This window comes from Pseudomonas sp. ASL7 (assembly GCF_056680375.1).
Genome location: NZ_CM155279.1, coordinates 2,928,131 through 2,951,056, shown reverse-complemented (window position 1 = coordinate 2,951,056; position 22,926 = coordinate 2,928,131). Strand labels below are relative to the sequence as shown.

The window sequence follows — 22,926 nt, the reverse complement described above, 5'->3', positions numbered from 1 at the left end:
GTCACGAAAGTGTCGGCATTATGCCCCAAGGTGTAGCGGCTTGTGCCGTGCCCTGGCCCTCTAATGCGCTATTTTTTTACAGATGGTAGGCCCGTAAGCCCAGAGATTCGGGCAATTGGCGGCTTAAACTGCTAAAGTGCCGCCCGTTATTACTTATGAGGATTGTTCCAATGGCGACTAACCGTTCCCAGCGTCTGCGCAAAAAACTGTGCGTCGATGAATTTCAAGAGCTGGGTTTCGAACTGAACCTGGATTTCAAAGAAGATTTGGCTGATGAAGCCATTGATGCTTTCCTCGACGCGTTCCTGAAAGAAGCCATGGAAGCCAATGGTCTGGGCTATGTCGGCGGCGACGACTTCGGTCTGGTTTGCCTGCAGAAGCGTGGCTCGGTTTCCGAAGAGCAGCGTGTCGCTGTTGAAGCGTGGCTCAAAGGCCGCAGCGAACTGACCGAAGCAACCGTCAGCCCGCTGATCGACGTCTGGTACCCGGAAAAGCCGATCAATCCGGTAGCTTGATGTTCTAAAAAAACGGCGACCCATGGGTCGCCGTTTTTTTATGCCTGCTTTTTGTAGGAGCGAGCTTGCTCGCGAAAGACGTCCAGACAACGTGTGCATTCAGGCGGCCCACGTCATTGTTAACGTTTTTCGCGAGCAAGCTCGCTCCTACAGAGGGGCGTGTTTCAAGGCACCCTGCGCCAATTCAAAATCACCAGCGTCAATACCCCCGCCACAATCCCCCAGAACGCCGAGCCGATGGAAAACAGTGTCAGCCCCGATGCCGTGACCATGAACGTGATCAGCGCCGCCTCACGTTCCTTCACTTCGCTCATGGCGATGCTCAAGCCATTAATGATCGAGCCGAACAACGCCAGCGCCGCAATCGACAGCACCAGTTCTTTGGGCAACGCGGCAAACAACGCCGCCAACGTTGCGCCGAACACCCCGGCGATCCCGTAGAAAATCCCGCACCACACGGCCGCCGTGTAGCGCTTGTTGCGATCCTCATGGGCGTGCGGCCCGGTGCAGATTGCCGCGCTGATGGCCGCCAGGTTGATCCCGTGGGAACCGAACGGCGCCAGTAGCAGCGAGGCGATGCCGGTGGTGGTGATCAGCGGCGAGGCCGGCACCGTGTAACCGTCGGCACGCAATACGGCAATGCCCGGCATGTTTTGCGAAGTCATCGCCACCACGAACAGCGGTATGCCGATGCTGATGGTCGCCGCCAGGGAGAAATGCGGAGTGGTCCAGACTGGCGTTGCCACTTCCAGGTGGAAGCCGCTGAAGTCCAGCAAACCCATGAACCCCGACAGCGCGGTGCCGATCAGCAGCGCGGCGAGCACCGCATAACGCGGCGACAGGCGTTTGATCACGAGGTAAGTAAAGAACATCCCCAGCACCAGCCCTGTGCGGTGCTGGGCAGCGACAAAAATCTCACTGCCGATCTTGAACAAAATCCCCGCCAGTAAAGCGGCGGCCAATGAAGCCGGAATTTTTTTCATCAGCCGTTCGAAACTGCCGGTCAAACCACAAAGGGTCACCAGCAACGCACACGTAATATAGGCGCCGATGGCTTCGCCGTAAGTCACGCCGCCCAGGCTGGTGATCAGCAGCGCGGCGCCGGGGGTCGACCAGGCAATAGTGATTGGGGTGCGATAGCGCAGGGACAGGCCGATCGAACACACCGCCATGCCAATCGAAATGGCCCAGATCCACGACGAAATCTGCCCGCTGGTCAGGCCTGCCGCTTGCCCGGCCTGGAACATCAGCACCAGTGAACTGGTGTAACCGGTCATCATCGCGATGAACCCGGCGACGATGGCCGAGGGGGATGTATCGGCCAATGGGCGCAGTTGAGTGTGCGTGGCGTCATTCATGACGGCGGTGTTCCTTGCTCAGATAAAGATGTCCGTAGCGCCGCATTACCCTGTGGGAGCGAGCGTGCTCGCGATGGAGTGTCAGATACATCGGTGTCGATTGACACACCATCGCGAGCAGGCTCGCTCCCACAGAGATCGCGGATTCTGCGTTAAAGCCTAAACTCAAAAGTAACCCGTCGTTGCAGTACAGCGGAGGCAACAAACAGCCGTACAGTCGTGTTGCCACCATCCATTGTGTACAATCGCAGTGTTTTTTAAGCGATACTTGCCAGTGACCCACTGTGCCGTATTACAGTCACGGTCAATTCGCCGCAGTTCTCCCGATTCGAGTGCCCATGAACGAACAGTTGCAGCCCCTAAAGAAACAGCCACGCGCAGGCAAAGCCGGCCGCAGTGGTACCCAGGACGATATTGTCTACGCGCATATCTTCGAGGCCATCCTCGAACAGCGTCTGGCGCCCGGCACCAAGTTGAGCGAAGAAGCGCTGGGGGAAATTTTCGGGGTCAGCCGCACCATCATTCGCCGCGCGTTGTCGCGTTTGGCCCATGAAGGCGTTGTGCTGCTGCGACCGAATCGTGGCGCTGTCGTCGCCAGCCCGAGCGTCGAGGAAGCCCGTCAGGTCTTCCTGGCACGGCGTCTGGTGGAACGAGCGATCACTGAGTTGGCGGTGCAGCACGCGACCGCCGAGCAGATTGCCGAGTTGCGCCAAATGGTCAACGACGAGCGGGACAGCTTTTCCCGTGGTGATCGCGGTGCCGGCATCCGTCTATCGGGCGAATTCCACCTGAAACTGGCCGAAGCGGCGAAGAATGCCCCGCTGATCAGCTTCCAGCGCAGCCTCGTCTCCCAGACCTCGTTGATCATTGCCCAGTACGAAAGTGGCAACCGTTCGCATTGCTCTTACGACGAGCACACCCAACTGATCGACGCGATCGAAGCGCGCAACGGTGAGCTGGCGGTGAACCTGATGATGCATCACATGGATCACATCGACAGCAAACTCAACCTCGACGAAGAAAGCGCGTCGGATGATTTGCACGCGGTGTTCTCGCATTTGTTGCAGACCAAGAAACCCGGGCGGCCGACCGCCAAATTGTAGGAGCGAGCTTGCTCCGGGCGGCGATCCGACGATGGTCGTGAACGATAACGCGGGGCGCCTGAATCACTGCGGCGTTCTCGGGTTCATCGCGAGCAAGCTCGCTCCTACAAATCAAAAAAATCCCCCGCAACCATCGATTGCGGGGGATTTTTTGTGCCTGTAAAACCCTAGCGCTGATGCACCTGATTCCCCGCTGCATACGTCTGTAATACCGTCCGGTCATCCCCCAGCGTCATCAATACAAACAACGTCTCGGCAATGTTTTTCGCCTGCTTCAAGCGATAGCTCAGCAGCGGCGTGGCGTTGTAGTCGAGCACCAGGAAGTCGGCGTCGGTGCCCGGTTGCAGGGTGCCGATCTTGTCCTCCAGTCGCAGCGCCCGTGCGCCGCCGAGGGTGGCCAGGTACAACGATTTGAACGGGCTCAGTCGTGCACCTTGAAGTTGCATGACTTTGTACGCTTCATTCAGCGTCTGCAGGAGAGAGAAACTGGTGCCGCCGCCAACGTCAGTGCCCAAACCGACATTCAACTTGTGCTTCTCGGCCATCGGCAGGTTGAACAAGCCGCTGCCGAGGAAGAAGTTAGAGGTCGGGCAAAAGGCAATCGCCGAACCGGTTTGGGCGAGGCGCGCGCATTCGTCATCGCACAGGTGCACGCCGTGGGCGAACACGGAGCGCTCGCCCAGCAGTTGGTAGTGGTCATAGACGTCCAGATAGCCTTTACGCTCCGGAAACAGCTCTTTGACCCACTCGACTTCCTTGAGGTTTTCGCTGATGTGGGTCTGCATGTACAGACCTGGGAATTCGCTGAGCAACTGGCCGGCGAGGGTCAGTTGTTCCGGGGTGCTGGTCGGCGCGAAGCGCGGAGTGACGGCGTAGTGCAGTCGACCTTTGCCGTGCCAGCGTTCGATCAGCGCCTTGCTTTCCACGTAGCTGGATTCGGCGGTGTCGGTCAGGTAGTCCGGCGCGTTGCGGTCCATCATCACCTTGCCGGCGATCATCCGCAGGTCCAGCTGTTCGGCGGCTTCGAAGAACGAGTTCACCGATTGCGGGTGCACGCTGCCGAACACCAGCGCGGTGGTGGTGCCATTGCGCAGCAGTTCCTTGATGAAAATGTCGGCGACTTCGTCGGCGTGAGCCTTGTCGGCGAACTGGCTTTCGCAGGGGAAGGTGTAGGTGTTGAGCCAGTCCAGCAGTTGCTCGCCATACGCACCGACCATGCCGGTTTGCGGCAAATGGATGTGAGTGTCGATAAAGCCAGGCGTAATCAGTGCGTCCTGATAATGAGTGATTTCGATATCGGCGGGCAGGGTCGGCAGCAATTCGCTGGCATGGCCAAGTGCGCTGATCTGGCCGTTATCAATCACCAGCAAGCCGTCCTCGAAATACTCATAAGAGGCTTCGATGCCCACCTCGGCGGGGTCGGCGATGCTGTGCAGAATGGCGGCGCGGTAAGCTTTGCGAGTCAAAGACATGGGAGCTCTCAGTGGTCAGGCTTATCAGTTCGAGGCTTGGCTGCGGCGTGAAGCAGGCAGCAGTTTGGCAATCGGTTCGGCGCGGGCGGTGTGCTGGCCGAAATTCGCGTTATAGGTGGCGATGATTTCGCCGGCGATGGAGATGGCGATTTCCACAGGCAACTTGCCTTTGACTTCGCCGAGGCCCATCGGGCAGCGCATGCGTTGCAGCACGCTGCTGTCAAAACCGCGCTCGCGCAGGCGATGTTCGAACTTCACCCGTTTGGTCTTCGAACCGATCAGGCCGAAATAGGCAAAGTCGTTGCGCTTGAGGATCGCGGCGGTGAGTTCGAGGTCGAGCTGGTGGTTGTGAGTCATGACGATGCAGTAGCTGCCGGCGGGCAGGTCGTCGATTTCGTCCACGGGTTCTTCGGTGACAATTTTGCGTACGCCGTGGGGGATCTGTTGCGGAAATTCCGCTTCCCGCGAGTCGATCCAGCGCACCCGGCAGGGCAGGCTGGCGAGCAGCGGCACCAGGGCCCGACCCACGTGGCCGGCGCCGAACACGGCAATTTGCGCCTGGACCTGGCCCATTGGTTCGAATAGCAACACGGTCACGCCGCCGCAGCACTGGCCCAGACTGGCACCCAGGCTGAAACGCTCCAGATGCGTGTCCTGCTTGCCGCTGGCAAGCATCTCCCGGCCGATCTGCATGGCCTTGTATTCCAGATGCCCGCCACCAATGGTGTCGTACGTCTGGTTAGCGCTGATGACCATCTTCGAGCCGGCATTGCGCGGCGTCGAGCCGAGCTCTTCGATGATGGTGACCAACACGCAGGGTTCACCCTGCGATTGCAGGTCGGCGAGGGCGTCGATCCAGTTGTACATATTCACCTCGACATCGTTGTTGTCTGTTCGGGCCTCTTCGCGAGCAGGCTCGCTCCCACAGGGGAATGCGATCAACTGTGAGAGCAAGCCCATCCCCAGAAGGGACTGCAATCAATTGTGGGAGCAAGCCCATTCCCACAAGGCAATGCGATCAACTGTGGGAGCGAGCCTGCTCGCGATGGCCGCGCCTCGGTCTTAAAGCGAAGCCAACTCCGGCTCAGCCTCGGCGGCTTTCGCCACCTTCAACTGCCGCATCTGCTCACAGCCCCACAGCACTCGCTCCGGGGTCGCCGGTGCGTCGATTTTCGGTTGATGCTTGTAGTCACCCAAACTCGCCACGGCATCCTTGATCGCACACCACGAAGCGATGCCGAGCATGAACGGCGGCTCACCCACGGCCTTGGAGTGGAACACCGTGTCTTCCGGGTTCTTGCGGTTTTCCACCAGCTTCACCCGCAGGTCCAGCGGCATGTCGGCAACCGCTGGGATTTTGTAGCTGGCCGGGCCGTTGGTCATCAGTTTGCCTTTGTTGTTCCACACCAGTTCTTCCATGGTCAGCCAGCCCATGCCCTGGATGAAACCTCCCTCGACCTGGCCAATGTCGATGGCCGGGTTCAACGAGTCGCCGACGTCGTGGAGGATGTCGGTGCGCAGCATCTTGTACTCGCCGGTCAGGGTGTCGACGATCACTTCGCAGCACGCCGCGCCAAAGGCGTAGTAGTAGAACGGCCGGCCACGGGCCTGGCTGCGATCGTAGAAAATTTTCGGGGTTTTGTAGAACCCGGTGCTCGACAGCGACACCTGAGCAAAATACGCCTGCTGGATCAGCGATTCGAACGTCAGGATGTGATCGCGAACGCGCACGTGACCGTTGTGGAACTCGACATCTTCTTCGCTGACCTTGTACTGCCGCGCGGCGAACTCGATCAGACGTTTCTTGATGATCTCTGCCGCGTTCTGCGCCGCTTTGCCGTTCAAGTCTGCACCGCTGGAGGCCGCGGTCGGCGAGGTGTTTGGTACTTTGTCGGTGTTGGTCGCGGTGATCTGCACGCGGTCCATTTCCACTTGGAACACTTCAGCCACGACTTGCGCAACCTTGGTGTTCAAGCCCTGGCCCATTTCAGTGCCGCCGTGGTTCAGGTGAATGCTGCCGTCGGTGTAAATGTGGATCAGCGCACCGGCCTGGTTGAGGAAGCTGGCGGTGAAGGAGATACCGAATTTCACCGGGGTCAACGCCAGGCCTTTTTTCAGGATCGGACTGTTGGCGTTGTAGCGACGGATCGCTTCGCGGCGCTCGGCGTACTGGCTGCTTTCTTCCAGTTCGGCAGTCATTTCCTCGAGCATGTTGTGCTCGACGGTCTGGTAATAGTGGGTGACGTTGCGCTCGGTCTTGCCGTAGTAGTTGGCCTTGCGCACCGCCAGCGGATCAAGGGCCAGATGACGGGCAATCGCGTCCATCACTTCCTCGATGGCGACCATGCCTTGCGGGCCGCCGAAACCCCGGTAAGCAGTGTTCGACGCGGTGTTGGTCTTGCAGCGATGACCGTTGATGGTCGCGTCGCCCAGGTAGTACGAGTTGTCGGCGTGGAACATCGCACGGTCGACAATCGAGGCCGACAAGTCCGGCGAGCAACCGCAGTTCCCGGCCAGTTCGAGGGCGATGCCGTGCAAGCGACCGGTGCTGTCGAAACCCACGTCATACTCGACATAGAACGGGTGGCGCTTGCCGGTCATCAGCATGTCTTCGACCCGTGGCAGGCGCATTTTAGTCGGCTGGCCGGTCAGGTGGGCGATGACGGCGCAGAGGCACGCAGGGCTTGCGGCCTGAGTTTCCTTACCGCCAAAACCACCGCCCATGCGACGCATGTCGACGACGACTTTGTTCATCGACACGTCCAGCACTTCCGCCACCAGTTTCTGCACTTCGGTGGGGTTTTGCGTCGAGCAGTAAACGATCATCCCGCCATCTTCAGTCGGCATCACCGAAGAGATCTGGGTTTCGAGGTAGAAGTGTTCCTGACCGCCGATATGCAGCGTGCCCTGAATTCGATGTTCTGCAGTTGCCAACGCAGTGGCCGAATCACCCCGCTGATGTGTGTGGCTGTCGAGCACGAAGTGGCGCTTGCGCAGGGCTTCGACGACGTCCAGCACCGGTTCCAGATCTTCGTATTCGATGATCGCGGCCATCGCTGCCCGGCGTGCGGTTTCCAGGTCTTTCGCCGCGACCGCGAGCACCACCTGACCGACGAATTGCACGTCGTCGATGGCCAGCAGAGGGTCGCCCGGCATCAGTGGGCCGATGTCTTTCAAGCCCGGAACGTCTTTGTGGGTGATGGCGATGCGCACCCCTTCAAAGGCGTAACACGGCTGCGTGTCGATGCTGATTATTTTCGCGTGGGCCCGGTCCGACAGTCGCGCATAAACATGCAGCTGGTTCGGAAACTCCAGTCGATCGTCGATGTACTGCGCTTCGCCGGACACATGCTTGGCAGCGCTGTCGTGCTTGACGCTGCGGCCGACACCGGTGGTCAGGTCCTTGGCGAACAGTTCAGCCAATTCGGCCTGGGTCTTCTCTACGGCGTGATGATTAGACATAAGCGGTCACCCGAGTCTCGATGTGCGGCGTTTGCAGTTCGATGAAGTATTTGCGCAGCAGGTTCTGCGCGCTCAGCAGGCGATATTCCTTACTGGCGCGGAAGTCCGAGAGCGGCGTGAAATCTTCGGCCAGGGCGGCACAGGCGCGTTCGACGGTGGCGTTGTTCCACTGGGCGCCGAGCAGGACGGCTTCGCAGCTCTTCGCGCGTTTGGGTGTGGCCGCCATGCCGCCGAAGGCGACGCGGGCGTCCGCAATCACGCCATTGTCGATGCGCAGGTTGAACGCCGCGCAGACGGCGGAAATATCATCATCCAGGCGTTTGGACACCTTGTAGGCGCGGAACAGCTGTTCGGCGCTGGCGCGGGGCACAATGATCTTTTCGATGAACTCGCTTTCCTGACGCGCTGTCACCCGGTAATCGATGAAGTAATCTTCGAGCGCCATCGTGCGGCGGGTTTCGCCTTTGCACAGGACGATCTGTGCGCCCAATGCAATCAATAGCGGTGGCGAGTCGCCGATGGGCGAGGCGTTGCCGATGTTGCCGCCGAGGGTGCCCTGGTTACGGATTTGCAAGGACGCAAAGCGTTGCAGCAGTTCGCCGAAGTCCGGGTACTCGGTTTTCAAGGCCTCGTAGCAATCGGAGAGGGCGGTCGCGGCGCCGATTTCCAGTCGATCGTCGAAGCGCTCGATGCGCTTCATTTCAGCGACGTTACCGACGTAAATCATCACCGGCAGCGTGCGGTGGAATTGCGTGACCTCCAGCGCCAGATCGGTACCGCCGGCCAGCAGGCGGGCCTGTGGATAAGCATCGTAGAGGTCGGCCAGATCGGCCACGGTCAGCGGCACCAGGCAGCGTTTGTCGCCGCTGTTGAGTTCGCCGATATCGGAGGGGGCAATGGCCTTCAGGCGGGCAATGGTATCGGCTTCACGTGCATCGAACTGGTCCGGCTGCTTGCCGCAGCAGGATTGCTCGGCGGCGGCGAGGATGGGGCGATAGCCGGTGCAGCGGCAGAGGTTGCCGGCCAGCGCTTCGTGGGCTTTATGCAGGTCCGGTTGATCGCTGTTCTTTTGCAGCGCGAACAGCGACATGACGAAGCCGGGGGTGCAGAAGCCGCACTGCGAGCCGTGGCACTCGACCATGGCTTTTTGCACGCTGTGCAGCTCGCCTTGGTGCTTGAGGTCTTCGACGCTGATCAGTTGTTTGCCGTGCAGTGACGAAACGAACGTCAGGCACGAGTTGAGGCTGCGATAGCGAATGTGTTCGCGGCCATCGTCATCCGTTTGCAACTCGCCGACCACCACGGTGCATGCGCCGCAGTCGCCGCTGGCGCAGCCTTCTTTGGTGCCGGATTTGCCCACGTGGTCGCGCAGATAATTGAGCACGGTCAGATTTGGGTCCAGGGCATGCTCACTACGGAGTTCCTGGTTAAGTAAAAACTGGATCACGGAAGGCCTCGCAGACTCATTATTGTTGTTAACCGCTTTGAGCCGAATTTATCAGGTCTGACTTTTCGGTCAATGATTTTCTGACTTAAAGGTCAGGAAATCGTGTTTTAGCGATCAACAGTACGTTCCATTAGTATTGACCCTCACGGGATAGCCTGCCTTTTAGCTTGAATCGTGCCAAAAACCGCCGCGTGGGCACTCGGCCATGGCGTATCAATTGCGCTACACTGCGCCGCCTGTGCAGATCGAAGAGTTTGAAGAACAACCATGACGTTCAAGGCGCCGGACAGCCTCGCCGAGCAAATCGCTCACCACCTCGCCGAACGCATCATTCGCGGCGAAATGAAGCCCGGGGAGCGCATCCAGGAACAGAAGGTCACGCTGGCCCTCAACGTCAGCCGCGGTTCGGTCCGTGAAGCCTTGCTGATTCTCGAGCGCCGCCATTTGATCGCGATCCTGCCGCGACGTGGTGCCCATGTGACCGAACTCACTGCCCACAAGGTGCAGAGCCTCTGCACGCTTATGAGCGAGCTCTATATCTTGCTCGGTAACGCCGTGGCCACCAGCTGGCAAGCCCAGTCCGACCTGGCGCCGTTCGTGCAGATTCAGCAGCGCCTGAGCGCCAGCTACGAGTGCCAGGATATCCGGACCTTCGTCGACGACAGCTTCAACGTGATGCGCGCCGCGTACCCGTTCGCCCACAACCCTTACTTGCAGGAAACCGTCGAGAATCTGCAGCCCGCCATGAGCCGCGCGTATTTTCTCGCCCTGGATCAGCGCAAGGCCTCGATGAGCGAGTTCCTGGCGTTGTTCGAACGCTTGCTGGCCGCCGTGATAGCCCGTGACTTTCCGCAGATTCGCGTGGTGCTGACGGCTTACGCCCAGCGCAGTTGCGATCTGGTGGTCTCCGCCCTGACGGTCGCTTAAGCGTGCGGCTCACGTGCATCAAGCTGGCGGGGTTCAAATCCTTCGTCGACCCGACCACGGTGAACTTCCCCAGTAACATGGCGGCAGTGGTCGGGCCCAATGGTTGTGGCAAGTCGAACATCATCGACGCCGTCCGTTGGGTGATGGGCGAGAGCTCGGCCAAGAACTTGCGCGGCGAGTCGATGACCGACGTCATCTTCAACGGCTCCACCAGCCGCAAGCCGGTGAGCCAGGCGAGCATCGAGCTGGTGTTCGATAACTCCGACGGCACCCTGCTCGGCGAGTACGCCGCTTATGCGGAAATTTCCATTCGCCGCAAAGTGACCCGCGACAGTCAGACCACCTACTACCTCAACGGCACCAAATGCCGCCGGCGCGACATCACCGACATCTTCCTTGGCACCGGCCTCGGCCCGCGCAGCTACTCGATCATCGAGCAGGGGATGATCTCCAAGCTGATCGAGTCCAAGCCCGAAGACCTGCGCAACTTCATCGAAGAAGCGGCGGGCATCTCCAAGTACAAGGAGCGCCGACGTGAGACCGAGAACCGCATCCGCCGCACTCACGAAAACCTGGCCCGCCTGACCGACTTGCGCGAAGAGCTTGAGCGTCAGCTTGAACGCTTGCACCGCCAGGCCGAGGCGGCGAAGAAGTATCAGGAATACAAAGGCGAAGAGCGTCAGCTCAAGGCCCAGCTGTCGGCCTTGCGTTGGCAGGCGTTGAACGAACAGGTCGGTCAGCGTGAAGCGATCATCGGCACTCAGGAAATCACCTTCGAAGCCCTGGTCGCCGAGCAGCGCAACGCAGACGCGAGCATCGAACGCTTCCGTGACGGGCATCACGACCTTTCAGAACGCTTCAATCTGGTGCAAGGACGCTTCTATTCGGTCGGTGGCGACATCGCCCGGGTCGAGCAGAGCATCCAGCATGGTCAGCAGCGTCTGCGTCAATTGCAGGACGATTTGAAGGAAGCCGAGCGCGCGCGACTGGAAACCGAATCTCACCTGGGCCATGACCGCACCTTGCTGCTGACCCTCGGCGAAGAGCTCGACCAGCTCACGCCGGAACAGGAAGTCACCAGTGCCGCCGCCGAAGAAGCCGCCGCAGCGCTGGAAGAATCTGAAACCACCATGCACGGCTGGCAGGAACAGTGGGACACGTTCAACCTCACCGCCGCCGAACCGCGACGTCAATCCGAGGTACAACAATCGCGGATCCAGCAGCTGGAAACCAGCATGGAGCGTTTGGCTGATCGCCAGAAACGCCTTGGCGAAGAGCGCGCCTTGCTCGCGGCGGACCCGGAAGACGCGGCGATCATGGAGCTCAACGAGCAGCTGGCGGCCAGCGAAGCGACGCTCGAAGATTTACAGGCCAGCGAAGAAGCGCAGGTTGAACGCCTTGAGCAACTGCGCCAGGAATTGCAGTTGGCCCTGCAAAATCAGCAACAGGCTCACGGCGATTTGCAGCGCCTCAACGGTCGACTCGCATCGCTTGAAGCCTTGCAGCAGGCCGCCCTCGATCCGGGCACCGGCACCGCTGAATGGCTGCGCGAGCAGCATCTGGCGGACCGCCCGCGTCTGGCGGAAGGCCTGAAAGTTGAAGCGGGTTGGGAGCTGGCGGTGGAAACCGTGCTCGGCGCCGATCTGCAAGCGGTGCTGGTGGACGATTTCTGTGACTTCGATCTGGCCGGGTTTGCCCAAGGCGATCTGCGATTGGTGAGCCCCGCCAGTGATGGCGTGCGTATGCCGGGCAGCTTGCTCGATAAAGTGGACGCGCCAATCGATCTGTCGCCGTGGCTGGGCCAGGTGAAACCGGTCGACAGCCTTGAGCAGGCCTTGGCCCTGCGCGGTCAACTGACCGCCGGCCAAAGCCTGATCAGCCGCGACGGTTACTGGGTCGGGCGGCACTTTTTGCGCGTGCGCCGAGCCAGCGAGGCGCAAAGCGGTGTGCTGGCCCGTGGTCAGGAAATCCAGCGTCTGGGCCTGGAACGTGAAGAGCGCGAAGCCACGGTCGAAACGCTGGAAACCACGTTGCAAAACCTGCGGGCGCAGCAACGTCAGCAGGAAAACGGTCGCGAACATTTGCGTCGCTTGCTGCAGGATGAAGCCCGTCAGCAAGGTGAATTAAAAGCTCAACTGTCCGCCGGCAAAGCCAAGGCAGAACAATTGACATTGCGCCGCACGCGCCTCGACGAAGAGCTCGCCGAGTTGGGTGAGCAGCGCGCGTTGGAGCACGAACAGATCGGCGAAGCGCGCCTGCAATTGCAGGAAGCGCTGGATGCCATGGCGCTGGACACCGAGCAGCGAGAGTTGCTGCTGGCTCAGCGCGACAGCCTTCGCGAGCGACTTGATCGCGTGCGTCAGGAAGCCCGGCAACACAAGGATCACGCGCATCAATTGGCGGTGCGCCTGGGTTCGCTCAAGGCGCAACACGATTCGACGCGTCAGGCACTGGAACGGCTGGAGATGCAGTCCGAGCGGCTGACCGAAAAGCGTGAACAGCTCAGCCTCAATCTGGAAGAGGGCGAGGCACCGCTGGAAGAGCTGCGCCTCAAACTTGAAGAGTTGCTCGACAAGCGCATGACTGTCGACGAAGAACTCAAGGCTGCGCAGATCGCCCTGGAAGACGCCGACCGCGAACTGCGCGAGGCCGAGAAACGCCGTAATCAGGCCGAACAGCAATCCCAGTTGATCCGCAGCCAGCTCGAACACCAGCGCATGGAATGGCAAGCCCTGACCGTTCGCCGCAAGACCCTCGAAGATCAGTTGCTCGAGGACGGCTACGATCTTCACGGCGTGCTCGCCACGCTGACGGCCGAGGCGAACGAAAAGGACGCCGAGGAAGAACTCGAACGCATCGCCGCACGGATTCAACGTCTGGGTGCGATCAACCTGGCGGCTATCGACGAATACCAGCAACAATCCGAGCGTAAACGTTATCTGGATGCACAAAACGACGATCTGGTGGAAGCGCTGGACACGCTCGAGAACGTGATTCGCAAGATCGACAAGGAAACCCGAAACCGCTTCAAAGATACCTTTGATCAGATCAATGCCGGTTTACAGGCACTTTTCCCAAAAGTTTTCGGTGGTGGCAGCGCGTATTTGGAACTGACGGGCGAAGATCTACTCGATACAGGGGTGACGATCATGGCGCGGCCGCCAGGAAAGAAGAACAGCACCATCCATTTGCTCTCCGGTGGCGAAAAAGCCCTGACCGCATTGGCCCTGGTTTTTGCCATCTTCAAGTTGAACCCGGCGCCGTTCTGCATGCTCGATGAAGTTGACGCGCCATTGGATGACGCTAACGTTGGACGCTACGCACGGCTGGTCAAAGAGATGTCGCAGACGGTGCAGTTCATCTATATCACCCACAACAAGATCGCCATGGAAATGGCCGATCAACTGATGGGGGTGACGATGCACGAACCGGGTTGTTCGCGTCTGGTAGCAGTGGATGTCGAGGAGGCGATGGCGATGGTGGAGGCCTGATCAGGCGCGTGTAAGGCAGGTGTTTAAGGAGGGTAGGTTTAATTACGCACTCTTTACTTGCTGGCCAATCGACATATTCGCTCAAGCCATTGTGACAGACGGTGTAAAGTTGCCTTTGGTCGTGCTAGTTTAATGTCAATTTTTCGTATACGTGGGCAAAACGCCTGTCAGAACATAGAGTTGGCGCCACGTTTTAAAGCGGTTTGCGAGTTGTAAACCACTTATTTTTCAGCATTTTTTATAGAGGCACGGGATTACATGGAAATCGGTCTGCGCGAGTGGCTGATCGTCATCGGCATTATTGTCATTGCCGGTATTCTTTTCGATGGATGGCGTCGCATGCGCGGCGGTAAGGGAAAGCTGAAATTCCGTCTTGATCGAAGTTTGTCCAACCTGCCGGACGAGGACACCAGCGCCGAGCTGTTGGGCCCGCCCCGCGTGCTGGATACGCACAAAGAACCGCAACTGGACGAGCATGATCTGCCGTCAGTCAGCATGCCTGCGCGTGAACCCCGTGAGTCGGGTTCCAAGCGCGGCAAGCGTAGTCACGGTGAGCCATCCCAGGGCGACATGAACCTCAGCCTGGACCTTGACGGCGGCCCGAGCTTCAGCAGTCGTGACGACGATTTCCCGGATGACACCAAGTCCGCGCCTAAGGTCAGCGACAAGGAACAACCGCAAGCCGAAGAAGTGCTGGTGATCAGCGTGATTTGCCGCGACGCCGCTGGCTTCAAGGGGCCGGCGCTGTTGCAGAACATTCTGGAGAGCGGTCTGCGTTTCGGCGAGATGGACATCTTTCACCGTCACGAAAGCATGGCCGGCAATGGCGAAGTGCTGTTTTCGATGGCCAACGCCGTCAAGCCGGGCATCTTCGACCTGGACGACATCGACCACTTCAGCACGCCGGCGGTGAGCTTCTTCCTCGGCCTGCCAGGTCCGCGTCATCCCAAGCAAGCCTTCGACGTGATGGTGGCGGCGGCACGCAAACTGTCCCAGGAGCTGAACGGCGAACTGAAAGACGACCAGCGCAGCGTGCTGACCGCCCAGACGATTGAGCACTACCGTCAGCGCATCGTTGAATTTGAACGTCGTGCCTTGACCCAGAAGCGCTAAAGTCAAAAGATCGCAGCCTCGTTTCACTCTGTAGGAGCTGTCGAGTGAAACGAGGCTGCGATCTTTTGATCTTGATGAGATGAGATAGAGCAGCCACGGCTGCTCTTTTGCTTTATGAGAGAACACCCATGACCGCCGCCAAAAACCGCATTCTAGAGCTGCGCGCTGAGCTGGATCAGCACAACTACCGCTATCACGTGCTGGACGAGCCGAGCATCCCGGACGCGGAATACGACCGGCTGTTCCACGAGCTCAAGGCCCTCGAAGCGGCCCATCCCGACTTGATCACCAGCGACTCGCCGACCCAGCGAGTGGGGAGCGCGGCACTGTCGGCGTTCACTCAGGTGCGTCATGAAGTGCCGATGCTCAGCCTCGGCAACGCCTTTGACGAAACCGACATGCGCGAGTTTGATCGGCGGGTGACCGAAGGTCTCGACTTGCCGGCCGGCGACTTGTTCGGTGGCGGCGCGGCAGTGGAATACAGTTGCGAACCCAAGCTTGATGGCCTGGCGGTCAGCCTGCTTTATCAAGACGGTGTGTTGGTGCGTGGCGCGACGCGCGGCGACGGCACCACCGGCGAAGACATCAGCGTCAACGTGCGCACCGTGCGCAACATTCCGCTCAAACTGCAAGGCAGCGGCTGGCCGGCGACCCTGGAAGTGCGCGGTGAAGTGTTCATGTCCAAGGCCGGTTTCGAACGGCTCAATGCCACGCAACTGGAAACCGGCGGCAAGACCTTTGCCAACCCGCGCAACGCGGCGGCGGGTAGCTTGCGGCAGTTGGACTCGAAGATTACCGCCAACCGTCCGCTGGAATTCTGCTGCTACGGTATCGGCCAGATATCGGCGGATATCGCCGACACGCACATTGGTAACTTGCAGCAACTCAAGACCTGGGGCATGCCCATCAGCCATGAGCTGAAGCGGGCGCAGGGCATCGATGAATGCCTGGACTACTACCGCGACATCGGTGAGCGCCGTAATGCGCTGCCGTATGAAATCGACGGCGTGGTGTTCAAGGTCAACAGCATCGCCTCGCAGCGTGAGCTGGGTTTTCGCGCTCGTGAACCGCGTTGGGCGATCGCCCACAAATTCCCGGCCATGGAAGAACTCACCGAATTGCTCGACGTGGAATTCCAGGTCGGCCGCACTGGCGCCGTCACCCCAGTGGCGCGCTTGAAACCGGTCAAGGTTGCCGGTGTCACCGTGGCCAATGCGACGTTGCACAACATGGACGAAGTGGCGCGCCTGGGGCTGATGATTGGCGACACGGTGATTATCCGTCGCGCTGGCGATGTGATTCCGCAAGTGGTGCAAGTGGTCCTCGAGCGCCGCCCGGATAACGCACGGCCGGTGCAGATCCCCGAGCAGTGCCCGGTTTGCGGTTCACATGTCGAGCGCACGCAACTGGTCAAGCGCAGCAAGGGGCGCGAGACCGTCAGTGAAGGCGCGGTGTACCGCTGCGTCGGTCGGCTGGCCTGTGGTGCGCAACTCAAGCAGGCGATCATTCACTTCGTCTCCCGTCGCGCCATGGACATCGAAGGTCTGGGCGAGAAGAGCGTCGAGCAATTGGTGGACGAAGGCCTGGTCAGCTCACCGGCCGATCTGTACGCCCTGACGTTCGAGCAAATCGTCGATCTCGAAGGCTTCGCCGAGCTGTCGAGCAAGAACCTGCTGGGCGCTATCGAAGACAGCAAAAAACCGAGCCTGGCGCGCTTCATCTACGCCCTCGGGATTCCCGATGTCGGCGAAGAGACGGCCAAGGTGCTGGCGCGTTCTCTCGGCTCGCTGGAGCGGGTTCAGCAGGCGTTGCCGCAAGTGCTCACATACTTGCCGGATGTCGGCCTGGAAGTGGCTCATGAGATTCACAGTTTCTTTGAAGATGCGCATAACCAGCAAGTGATCGCCGATCTGCTCAAGCACGGCCTGCAGATTCAGGATCAGGGCGAGTTGGGTGCCGAGTTTGCGGCGAGCACCACGTTGGGCGGTTTCCTCGACAAGCTGCACATTCCTTCGGTTGGACCGGGCGGGGCGCAGAAGCTGGCGGACAAGTTTGGTTCGCTCGAAGGCGTGTTCGGCGCTGACTGGCTGGACATGCGTCAGGCGCTGCCGGAGAAACAGGCGAATTCGGTTCGCGAGTTTTTCGCGGTGGCTGAAAATCGCCAGGTGGCCGAAGCCGCCGAGAAACAGCTGCGCGATTTCGGCATGCATTGGCAGAGCGAGAAAAAAGTCGTCGAAGGCCTGCCGCTGGCTGGCCAGACCTGGGTGTTGACCGGCTCACTGGAGTTGATGAGTCGAGACGTCGCCAAGGACAAGCTCGAGAGCCTGGGCGCCAAGGTGGCGGGTTCGGTATCGGCCAAGACTCATTGCGTGGTGGCGGGGCCGGGTGCTGGCTCCAAGTTGGCCAAGGCCAATGAGCTGGGGTTGAAGGTATTGGATGAAGAGGCGTTTGTCGGGTTTTTGAGCCAGCATGGTATTTCCGTGTGATGCCATTCGCGAGCAGGCTCGCTCCCACTTTGATCACATAGAACTCGGTTAAATGTGGGAGCGAGCCTGCTCGCGAAAGCGCCATTAGCCGTTGCGCAAAAAAGCGGGAACGATCGATACCGAATCATGATCTAGTCTTGGCAAGCCCCAGGGAGAGATCGCCATGCACCGCTTCTTCGAACAGCTCAGCTCCCGCATTGCCGCGCCTTTCATCGGCGAAAGCTCGCGCAACAGCAAGGTCTGGCATTGCCGCTGCGGGCAGTCGCTGTTTTTTCGCAACAGCCAGTGCCTGGCCTGTTCGGCGGCGCTGGGTTATCAGCCGGACCAGAGTCGCCTGTCCTCACTGCAGCCTGGCCCTCAAGCCAATACCTGGTTGCTCGATGCCGATCCCGAGGCGGGCGTGTTCCGCCGCTGTGCCAACCTCGATACCCCCGCCGCGTGTAATTGGTTACTGCCTGCCAACGACCACGATGCTTTATGCATCGCGTGCAGCCTGAACCGCACCATCCCTGATCTATCCATTTCAGAAAACCACGAACGCTGGCGCAAGGTCGAAATCGCCAAGCGTCGCCTGGTCGCGCAGTTAGTCAGCCTCGGCTTGCAGGTGATTCCGAAAACCGTGGATGAAGAGAGCGGCCTGGCCTTCGATTTCATCGGCGTCGACCTCGAAGGCAATCCGCCGACCACCGGCCACGCCAACGGCCTGATCACCCTCGATATCAAGGAAGCCGACGATGCCCACCGCGAGCAGGTCCGGGTGCAGATGCACGAACCGTATCGCACGTTGCTTGGGCACTTTCGGCATGAAGTCGGGCATTACTACTGGGACCGATTGATCGCCAACAGCCAGTGGCTGGAGCACTTTCGCGGCGTGTTCGGTGACGAGCGCGCCAGTTATGCCGACGCGTTGGACCGGCATTATCAGCAAGGCACGCCCCTCGACTGGCAACCGCATTACGTCAGCGCCTACGCCACCATGCATCCTTGGGAGGACTGGGCCGAAACCTGGGCTCACTACCTGCACATGATGGACGCGGTGGATACCGCGCTGGGTTTTGGCATGAGCGCCCGGGAAATGGACTTCGACTATCAGCCATTCCCGCCCAGTACCCTCTACGATCCACGCCATCCCGGTGGCCCTGCGTTCCTGTCGTTCGTCAATGCGTGGATCGAACTGGCCGGCATGCTCAATGAACTGTCGCGCAGCATGGGGCAGGCGGATTTCTATCCGTTTGTCCTGTCACCTGCGGTGATCGCCAAACTGCACTTCATTCACTTGGTGATACAGCAGGAAGGCGGCCGGGCAGACGAGGTGCTGGCGCCCTAAAAAATCAGCCCGTGATTGCACACTGCGTTGCTCCATGATGGCAATTCAGTTTCAGTTAAGTTCCTATCGCTAAGGTGCACCGTAGCAACACATGGACGCTGTCAGCGGGCAGGTTCACAAGGACCATCAGGATACGTAATGAAGGTGTTTTCTTATTCTTGCCTGACCCCGGCGCTGCTGGCTTTTTGCTCGGTGGTCATGGCTCGCGAGCTGAATCAGGACGAAGCCCTGCGCCTGCGTCAGCAGGGCGTGATCCTGCCGCTGGAGCAGCTGTTGCAACAGGCGCTGGACCGCTACCCCGGTTCCAAACTGCTGGAAGCCGATCTCGAAGAAAAACACGACACCTACTTGTATGACGTCGAGTTGTTGACCGCCGAAGGCGTGGTCCGCGAACTGCACATCGAAGCCGCCACTGGCCGTTTATTGAAAGACAAGGATGATTGACCGATGCGATTGCTGCTGGTGGAAGACCACGTGCCCCTGGCCGACGAATTGATGGCCGGGCTCAACCGTCAGGGTTATGCCGTGGACTGGCTGGCCGACGGTCGCGACGCGGTGTACCAGGGCAGCAGCGAACCCTATGACCTGATCATCCTCGACCTCGGCCTGCCGGGTTTGCCAGGGCTTGAGGTGTTGACCCAATGGCGCGCGGGCGGGTTGTCGACCCCGGTGCTGATCCTCACCGCGCGCGGTTCCTGGGCCGAACGGATCGAAGGCCTCAAGGCCGGCGCGGACGATTACCTGACCAAACCGTTCCACCCCGAAGAGTTGCATTTGCGGGTACAGGCGTTGTTGCGCCGGTCCCACGGCCAGGCCAATCAGCCGACCCTCAAGGCAGCCGGGTTGCACCTGGATGAGGGCCGTCAATGCGTGACCCGCGACGGCACCGACATCCAGCTCACCGCCGCTGAATTCCGTCTGTTGCGGTACTTCATGCTGCACCCCGAACAGATCCTCTCCAAAACTCACCTCGCCGAACACCTCTACGACGGTGAAACCGAGCGCGATTCCAATGTGCTGGAAGTGCACGTCAATCACCTGCGACGCAAGCTCGGTCGTAGCGTGATCGAAACCCGTCGCGGTCAGGGTTACCTGTTCGGCGGGCAAGCCCAGTGAGGTTGATCCAGCGCCGCTTGAGTCTGGGGCTGATCAGCGTGATGGTGATTGTCGGCCTGGTGCTGGCGCAAACCAGTCTATGGCTGTTCGAAATGGGCTTGCAGCGTTACCTCGAAGCCGGGCTGCGCGACGACAGCGAAAACCTGCTGGTGGCACTGGTGCGTGGACCGCAGGGCGTGCAACTGGATGAGCGGCACCTGTCGCCGGCCTATCAGCGGCCGTTTTCCGGGCATTACTTCCGTATCGATTTTGCCGACAGCCAGTGGCGTTCCCGTTCGCTGTGGGATCGGGAGCTGCCGCTGATGGACCATCCCGGTCTGCACAGCAACCTGCAACTGGGGCCGGAAGGACAGCAGTTGCTGGTGTTGCGCTCGGACTATCGCCGCTTGGGCCAGTCGATTTCCATCAGCGTGGCCCAGGATTACACCCCGGTGCGTGAGAGCTTCCGGCGCATGCAACAGATCGGTCTTGGCCTGGGCCTGGCGGGGCTGCTGCTGATTCTGCTGTTGCAGCGGATCACCGTTCGCCGTGCATTGCGTCCGCTGGAAAAAGCCCGCGAGCAGATCGCCCAGTTGCAGCAGGGCCAGCGCTCGCAACTCGATGACCAGGTGCCCGTGGAGCTGGAGCCGCTGGTGGCGCAGATCAATCATTTGCTGGCCCACACCGAAGACAGTCTCAAGCGTTCGCGCAATGCCTTGGGCAACCTCGGCCATGCCTTGAAAACCCCGTTGGCGGTGTTGTTGAGCCTGGCATCAAGCGAGCAGCTCGATGCGCATCCGCACCTGCACAAAACCCTCAAGGAACAACTGGAACAGGTCCAGCATCGACTCAATCGCGAACTCAATCGCGCCCGGTTATCCGGCGACGCACTGCCGGGCGCATTGTTCGATTGCGACGCTGAATTGCCCGGCTTGCTGGCCACGTTGAACATGATTCATGGCGAGCATCTGCACCTCAGTTACCTCGCACCCGCCGGACTGCAACTGCCGTGGGATCGCGAGGATTTGCTGGAACTGCTTGGCAACCTGTTGGACAACGCCTGCAAATGGGCGGACGCCGAGGTTCGATTGAACGTGAAGGTAACCACAGAAAGCTTTGAGTTAAGCGTGGCAGACGACGGACCGGGGATACCCCAGGACCAACGCGATAAGGTGTTCAGCCGTGGGACACGGCTGGATGAACAGACTGACGGGCATGGCTTGGGCCTCGCGATCGTGCGTGACATCGTCGACACGTGGGGCGGGGCATTGCTGTTGCAGGAGAGCGAGTGGGGCGGGTTGAACGTGACCATCAAGTTGCCGAAACGCTGATACAACAGCGGGGCGCTTAACGCCCCTCAAGCAACTCGGCGGCCTGATCCAGCAACGCCAAAGGCTCTTTGGCCTTGTGGATATCCACCGACAACAGCTGCCGAAACTTGCGCGCCCCCGGAAAACCGGTGCCCAGCCCCAGCACATGCCGGGTGATATGGTGCATCGAACCGCCCGTCTCAAGGTGCGCAGCAATATAGGGCCGCAACTGCGCCAGCGCTTCGGCCCGACTGATCACGGGTGCCGTGCTGCCGAACAGCTGCTGATCCACCTCAGCCATCACATAAGGATTGTGATACGCCTCACGGCCCAACATCACACCGTCAAACGTCTGCAAATGCTCGTGGCAGGCTTCCAGCGTCTTGATCCCGCCGTTGAGAATAATCTCCAGCTCCGGAAAATCCGTCTTCAACCGCGCCGCCACGTCATAGCGCAACGGCGGAATGTCCCGATTCTCCTTCGGCGACAACCCCTCCAAAATCGCAATCCGCGCATGCACCGTAAAACTCGTGCACCCGGCATCCCGAACCGTGCCGACGAAATCACACAACTGCTCGTAACTGTCGCGCCCATTAATCCCGATCCGGTGTTTCACCGTCACCGGAATCGACACCGCATCGCGCATCGCCTTCACACAATCGGCCACCAACTGCGGATGCCCCATCAGGCACGCGCCAATCATGTTGTTCTGCACCCGATCACTCGGGCAGCCGACATTCAGATTCACCTCATCGTAACCGTGGTCCTGGGCCATGCGTGCGCAGGCAGCCAAGTCCAAGGGCACGCTGCCGCCCAGCTGTAACGCGAGCGGGTGCTCGGCTTCGTTGTGCCGCAAGAAACGCTCGTGATCGCCGTTGAGCAGCGCGCCAGTGGTGACCATTTCGGTGTAGAGGAGCGCGTGCTTGGAGAGCAGGCGCAGGAAGAAACGGCAGTGGCGGTCTGTCCAATCCATCATCGGGGCGACGGAGACACGGCGGGAGAGCGGGGCGGGTGTGGCGTTGGATACGGACATTGGGGATATGGAATCGGTGAGGCTGGGAGGTGGGGGAGTTTATCAGGATTGGCTTGGGACTGAGATAAACCCCACCGGATAAGCGACAGACAAGCGATGAGAAGCGGTGGCGAGGGGGCTTGTCGGAACGCCGCACCGCCCCGTTGAACTGCGCAGCAGTCCCAGCGTTGTGGCCGCTTCACAGCAGCCCAACACCGACAAGCCCCTCGTCAGAACGGACCCGGCCTATTCAGGTGGATCAATCTGATCCAGCACCCTGTTAGCCGTGATCTCCGCCAGCATGATGCTGTTGGAAATGCCCAGCAGGGCATTGCGCGATCCACCCTCTAGAAGATCCACCAAGTGATGGACCATTACATCGACCGAGGCCAGGGTCTCGACCAGATAAACCATCAGGGTTTCGGTCGTGACCTCTGGGTCCACGGTAAACAAAGTGCTGGGTGTACGCGGTTTGGCTTTGATATCGGCAGTGGAGGGGAAGTGAAAATCGAGGGCCCGTTCGGCGGCGCTGTTGAGTTTGTTTGAGTCGGGTTCGTACGGGGAGACCGGATCGGTGTCCGGTGGGTTGGGTGTGACTTTGAACATATCTTAGGTTCCTAATGGTGTGCCAACCCTCCTGCTGCTAAACGAGAGGGTGGCAGCTGCACGCAGGTTAGCAGACCGGGAAACCTAAGAAGCCGGCGCGCCCAAGGGCGCCCTGCGCACAGCTACCATCAAAATGCAGGCGAAAAACCTGACTGATAGAAGCGTCGTACGACTTAGGTTATCGCGGGCTGCTAAACCCGAT

17 protein-coding genes are annotated in these 22,926 nt (G+C 59.9%); 10 read left to right on the top strand and 7 right to left on the bottom strand.

Translation table 11 applies throughout. From position 1 onward, the window contains the following. The first annotated feature begins 170 nt into the window (after window positions 1-170). Window positions 171-515: a YggL family protein gene (locus AC1MDT_RS13550; RefSeq protein WP_046047888.1), complete on the top strand. Its 345-nt coding sequence runs from the start codon at window positions 171-173 to the stop codon at window positions 513-515. Window positions 516-679: 164 nt separating this feature from the next. Here AC1MDT_RS13550 and AC1MDT_RS13545 read toward each other — a convergent pair whose 3' ends face one another. After that, on the bottom strand, window positions 680-1,873 hold the full coding sequence (locus AC1MDT_RS13545) for a benzoate/H(+) symporter BenE family transporter (RefSeq protein WP_480422496.1): 1,194 nt from the start codon (window positions 1,871-1,873) through the stop codon (window positions 680-682). A gap of 338 nt (window positions 1,874-2,211) precedes the next feature. Here AC1MDT_RS13545 and AC1MDT_RS13540 point away from each other — a divergent pair, with 338 nt between their 5' ends. Then, on the top strand, window positions 2,212-2,976 hold the full coding sequence (locus AC1MDT_RS13540; RefSeq protein WP_084318661.1) for a GntR family transcriptional regulator: 765 nt from the start codon (window positions 2,212-2,214) through the stop codon (window positions 2,974-2,976). A gap of 167 nt (window positions 2,977-3,143) precedes the next feature. Here the strand turns inward: AC1MDT_RS13540 and guaD are convergent, their stop codons facing one another. The 4 genes from guaD to xdhA form a co-directional block, all read right to left on the bottom strand. Beyond that, the gene (guaD, locus tag AC1MDT_RS13535; protein ID WP_480422495.1) at window positions 3,144-4,448 is read right to left on the bottom strand and encodes a guanine deaminase; all 1,305 of its coding nucleotides are present in this window, start codon (window positions 4,446-4,448) and stop codon (window positions 3,144-3,146) included. A 24-nt stretch (window positions 4,449-4,472) separates the two neighbouring features. Then, a complete protein-coding gene (xdhC, locus tag AC1MDT_RS13530) occupies window positions 4,473-5,315 on the bottom strand; it encodes a xanthine dehydrogenase accessory protein XdhC (protein ID WP_480422494.1) in 843 nt (280 codons plus the stop codon). Window positions 5,316-5,510: 195 nt separating this feature from the next. After that, window positions 5,511-7,910: a xanthine dehydrogenase molybdopterin binding subunit gene (gene xdhB, locus AC1MDT_RS13525; protein ID WP_480422493.1), complete on the bottom strand. Its 2,400-nt coding sequence runs from the start codon at window positions 7,908-7,910 to the stop codon at window positions 5,511-5,513. Further along, window positions 7,903-9,357, bottom strand: a complete 1,455-nt coding sequence (gene xdhA / locus AC1MDT_RS13520) for a xanthine dehydrogenase small subunit (RefSeq protein ID WP_480422492.1) — start codon at window positions 9,355-9,357, stop codon at window positions 7,903-7,905. The genes xdhB and xdhA overlap by 8 nt, the downstream gene beginning before the upstream one ends. Window positions 9,358-9,624: 267 nt before the next feature. Here xdhA and AC1MDT_RS13515 point away from each other — a divergent pair, with 267 nt between their 5' ends. From AC1MDT_RS13515 to AC1MDT_RS13480, 8 genes are all read left to right on the top strand, one after another. Further along, window positions 9,625-10,284: a GntR family transcriptional regulator gene (locus AC1MDT_RS13515; protein WP_480422491.1), complete on the top strand. Its 660-nt coding sequence runs from the start codon at window positions 9,625-9,627 to the stop codon at window positions 10,282-10,284. 2 nt (window positions 10,285-10,286) lie between these two features. Next, window positions 10,287-13,775, top strand: coding sequence for a chromosome segregation protein SMC (gene smc / locus AC1MDT_RS13510; protein ID WP_480422490.1), 3,489 nt, complete (start codon window positions 10,287-10,289; stop codon window positions 13,773-13,775). A gap of 258 nt (window positions 13,776-14,033) precedes the next feature. Next, window positions 14,034-14,888 carry a cell division protein ZipA gene (gene zipA, locus AC1MDT_RS13505; RefSeq protein ID WP_480422489.1) on the top strand — a complete coding sequence of 285 codons (855 nt, stop codon included), beginning with the start codon at window positions 14,034-14,036 and terminating at the stop codon, window positions 14,886-14,888. 128 nt (window positions 14,889-15,016) lie between these two features. Next, window positions 15,017-17,374, top strand: a complete 2,358-nt coding sequence (ligA, locus tag AC1MDT_RS13500) for an NAD-dependent DNA ligase LigA (protein ID WP_480422488.1) — start codon at window positions 15,017-15,019, stop codon at window positions 17,372-17,374. Window positions 17,375-17,537: 163 nt separating this feature from the next. Beyond that, window positions 17,538-18,701 carry a zinc-binding metallopeptidase family protein gene (locus tag AC1MDT_RS13495; RefSeq protein WP_480422487.1) on the top strand — a complete coding sequence of 388 codons (1,164 nt, stop codon included), beginning with the start codon at window positions 17,538-17,540 and terminating at the stop codon, window positions 18,699-18,701. A 138-nt stretch (window positions 18,702-18,839) separates the two neighbouring features. Continuing rightward, the gene (locus AC1MDT_RS13490; protein WP_480422486.1) at window positions 18,840-19,145 is read left to right on the top strand and encodes a PepSY domain-containing protein; all 306 of its coding nucleotides are present in this window, start codon (window positions 18,840-18,842) and stop codon (window positions 19,143-19,145) included. Window positions 19,146-19,148: 3 nt separating this feature from the next. Then, window positions 19,149-19,817, top strand: coding sequence for a response regulator transcription factor (locus tag AC1MDT_RS13485; RefSeq protein WP_480422485.1), 669 nt, complete (start codon window positions 19,149-19,151; stop codon window positions 19,815-19,817). After that, window positions 19,814-21,127 carry a sensor histidine kinase gene (locus tag AC1MDT_RS13480; RefSeq protein WP_480422484.1) on the top strand — a complete coding sequence of 438 codons (1,314 nt, stop codon included), beginning with the start codon at window positions 19,814-19,816 and terminating at the stop codon, window positions 21,125-21,127. The genes AC1MDT_RS13485 and AC1MDT_RS13480 overlap by 4 nt, the downstream gene beginning before the upstream one ends. 16 nt (window positions 21,128-21,143) lie before the next feature. Here AC1MDT_RS13480 and dusA read toward each other — a convergent pair whose 3' ends face one another. After that, window positions 21,144-22,139, bottom strand: coding sequence for a tRNA dihydrouridine(20/20a) synthase DusA (gene dusA, locus AC1MDT_RS13475; protein WP_480422483.1), 996 nt, complete (start codon window positions 22,137-22,139; stop codon window positions 21,144-21,146). A gap of 225 nt (window positions 22,140-22,364) precedes the next feature. Next, complete coding sequence (locus AC1MDT_RS13470) at window positions 22,365-22,724, bottom strand: DUF6124 family protein (protein ID WP_480422481.1); 360 nt, start codon at window positions 22,722-22,724, stop codon at window positions 22,365-22,367. Between the last annotated feature and the right edge of the window lie 202 nt (window positions 22,725-22,926).

Excerpts from the sequence above, each read along its gene's own strand:
- AC1MDT_RS13490 (WP_480422486.1), top strand. The coding sequence starts at position 18,840 with ATGAAGGTGTTTTCTTATTCTTGCCTGACCCCGGCGCTGCTGGCTTTT.
- AC1MDT_RS13545 (WP_480422496.1), bottom strand. The coding sequence starts at position 1,873 with ATGAATGACGCCACGCACACTCAACTGCGCCCATTGGCCGATACATCC.
- AC1MDT_RS13495 (WP_480422487.1), top strand. The coding sequence starts at position 17,538 with ATGCACCGCTTCTTCGAACAGCTCAGCTCCCGCATTGCCGCGCCTTTC.
- AC1MDT_RS13540 (WP_084318661.1), top strand. The coding sequence starts at position 2,212 with ATGAACGAACAGTTGCAGCCCCTAAAGAAACAGCCACGCGCAGGCAAA.
- dusA (WP_480422483.1), bottom strand. The coding sequence starts at position 22,139 with ATGTCCGTATCCAACGCCACACCCGCCCCGCTCTCCCGCCGTGTCTCC.
- zipA (WP_480422489.1), top strand. The coding sequence starts at position 14,034 with ATGGAAATCGGTCTGCGCGAGTGGCTGATCGTCATCGGCATTATTGTC.
- ligA (WP_480422488.1), top strand. The coding sequence starts at position 15,017 with ATGACCGCCGCCAAAAACCGCATTCTAGAGCTGCGCGCTGAGCTGGAT.
- AC1MDT_RS13470 (WP_480422481.1), bottom strand. The coding sequence starts at position 22,724 with ATGTTCAAAGTCACACCCAACCCACCGGACACCGATCCGGTCTCCCCG.
- AC1MDT_RS13485 (WP_480422485.1), top strand. The coding sequence starts at position 19,149 with ATGCGATTGCTGCTGGTGGAAGACCACGTGCCCCTGGCCGACGAATTG.
- xdhB (WP_480422493.1), bottom strand. The coding sequence starts at position 7,910 with ATGTCTAATCATCACGCCGTAGAGAAGACCCAGGCCGAATTGGCTGAA.
- guaD (WP_480422495.1), bottom strand. The coding sequence starts at position 4,448 with ATGTCTTTGACTCGCAAAGCTTACCGCGCCGCCATTCTGCACAGCATC.
- xdhC (WP_480422494.1), bottom strand. The coding sequence starts at position 5,315 with ATGTACAACTGGATCGACGCCCTCGCCGACCTGCAATCGCAGGGTGAA.
- AC1MDT_RS13515 (WP_480422491.1), top strand. The coding sequence starts at position 9,625 with ATGACGTTCAAGGCGCCGGACAGCCTCGCCGAGCAAATCGCTCACCAC.
- AC1MDT_RS13550 (WP_046047888.1), top strand. The coding sequence starts at position 171 with ATGGCGACTAACCGTTCCCAGCGTCTGCGCAAAAAACTGTGCGTCGAT.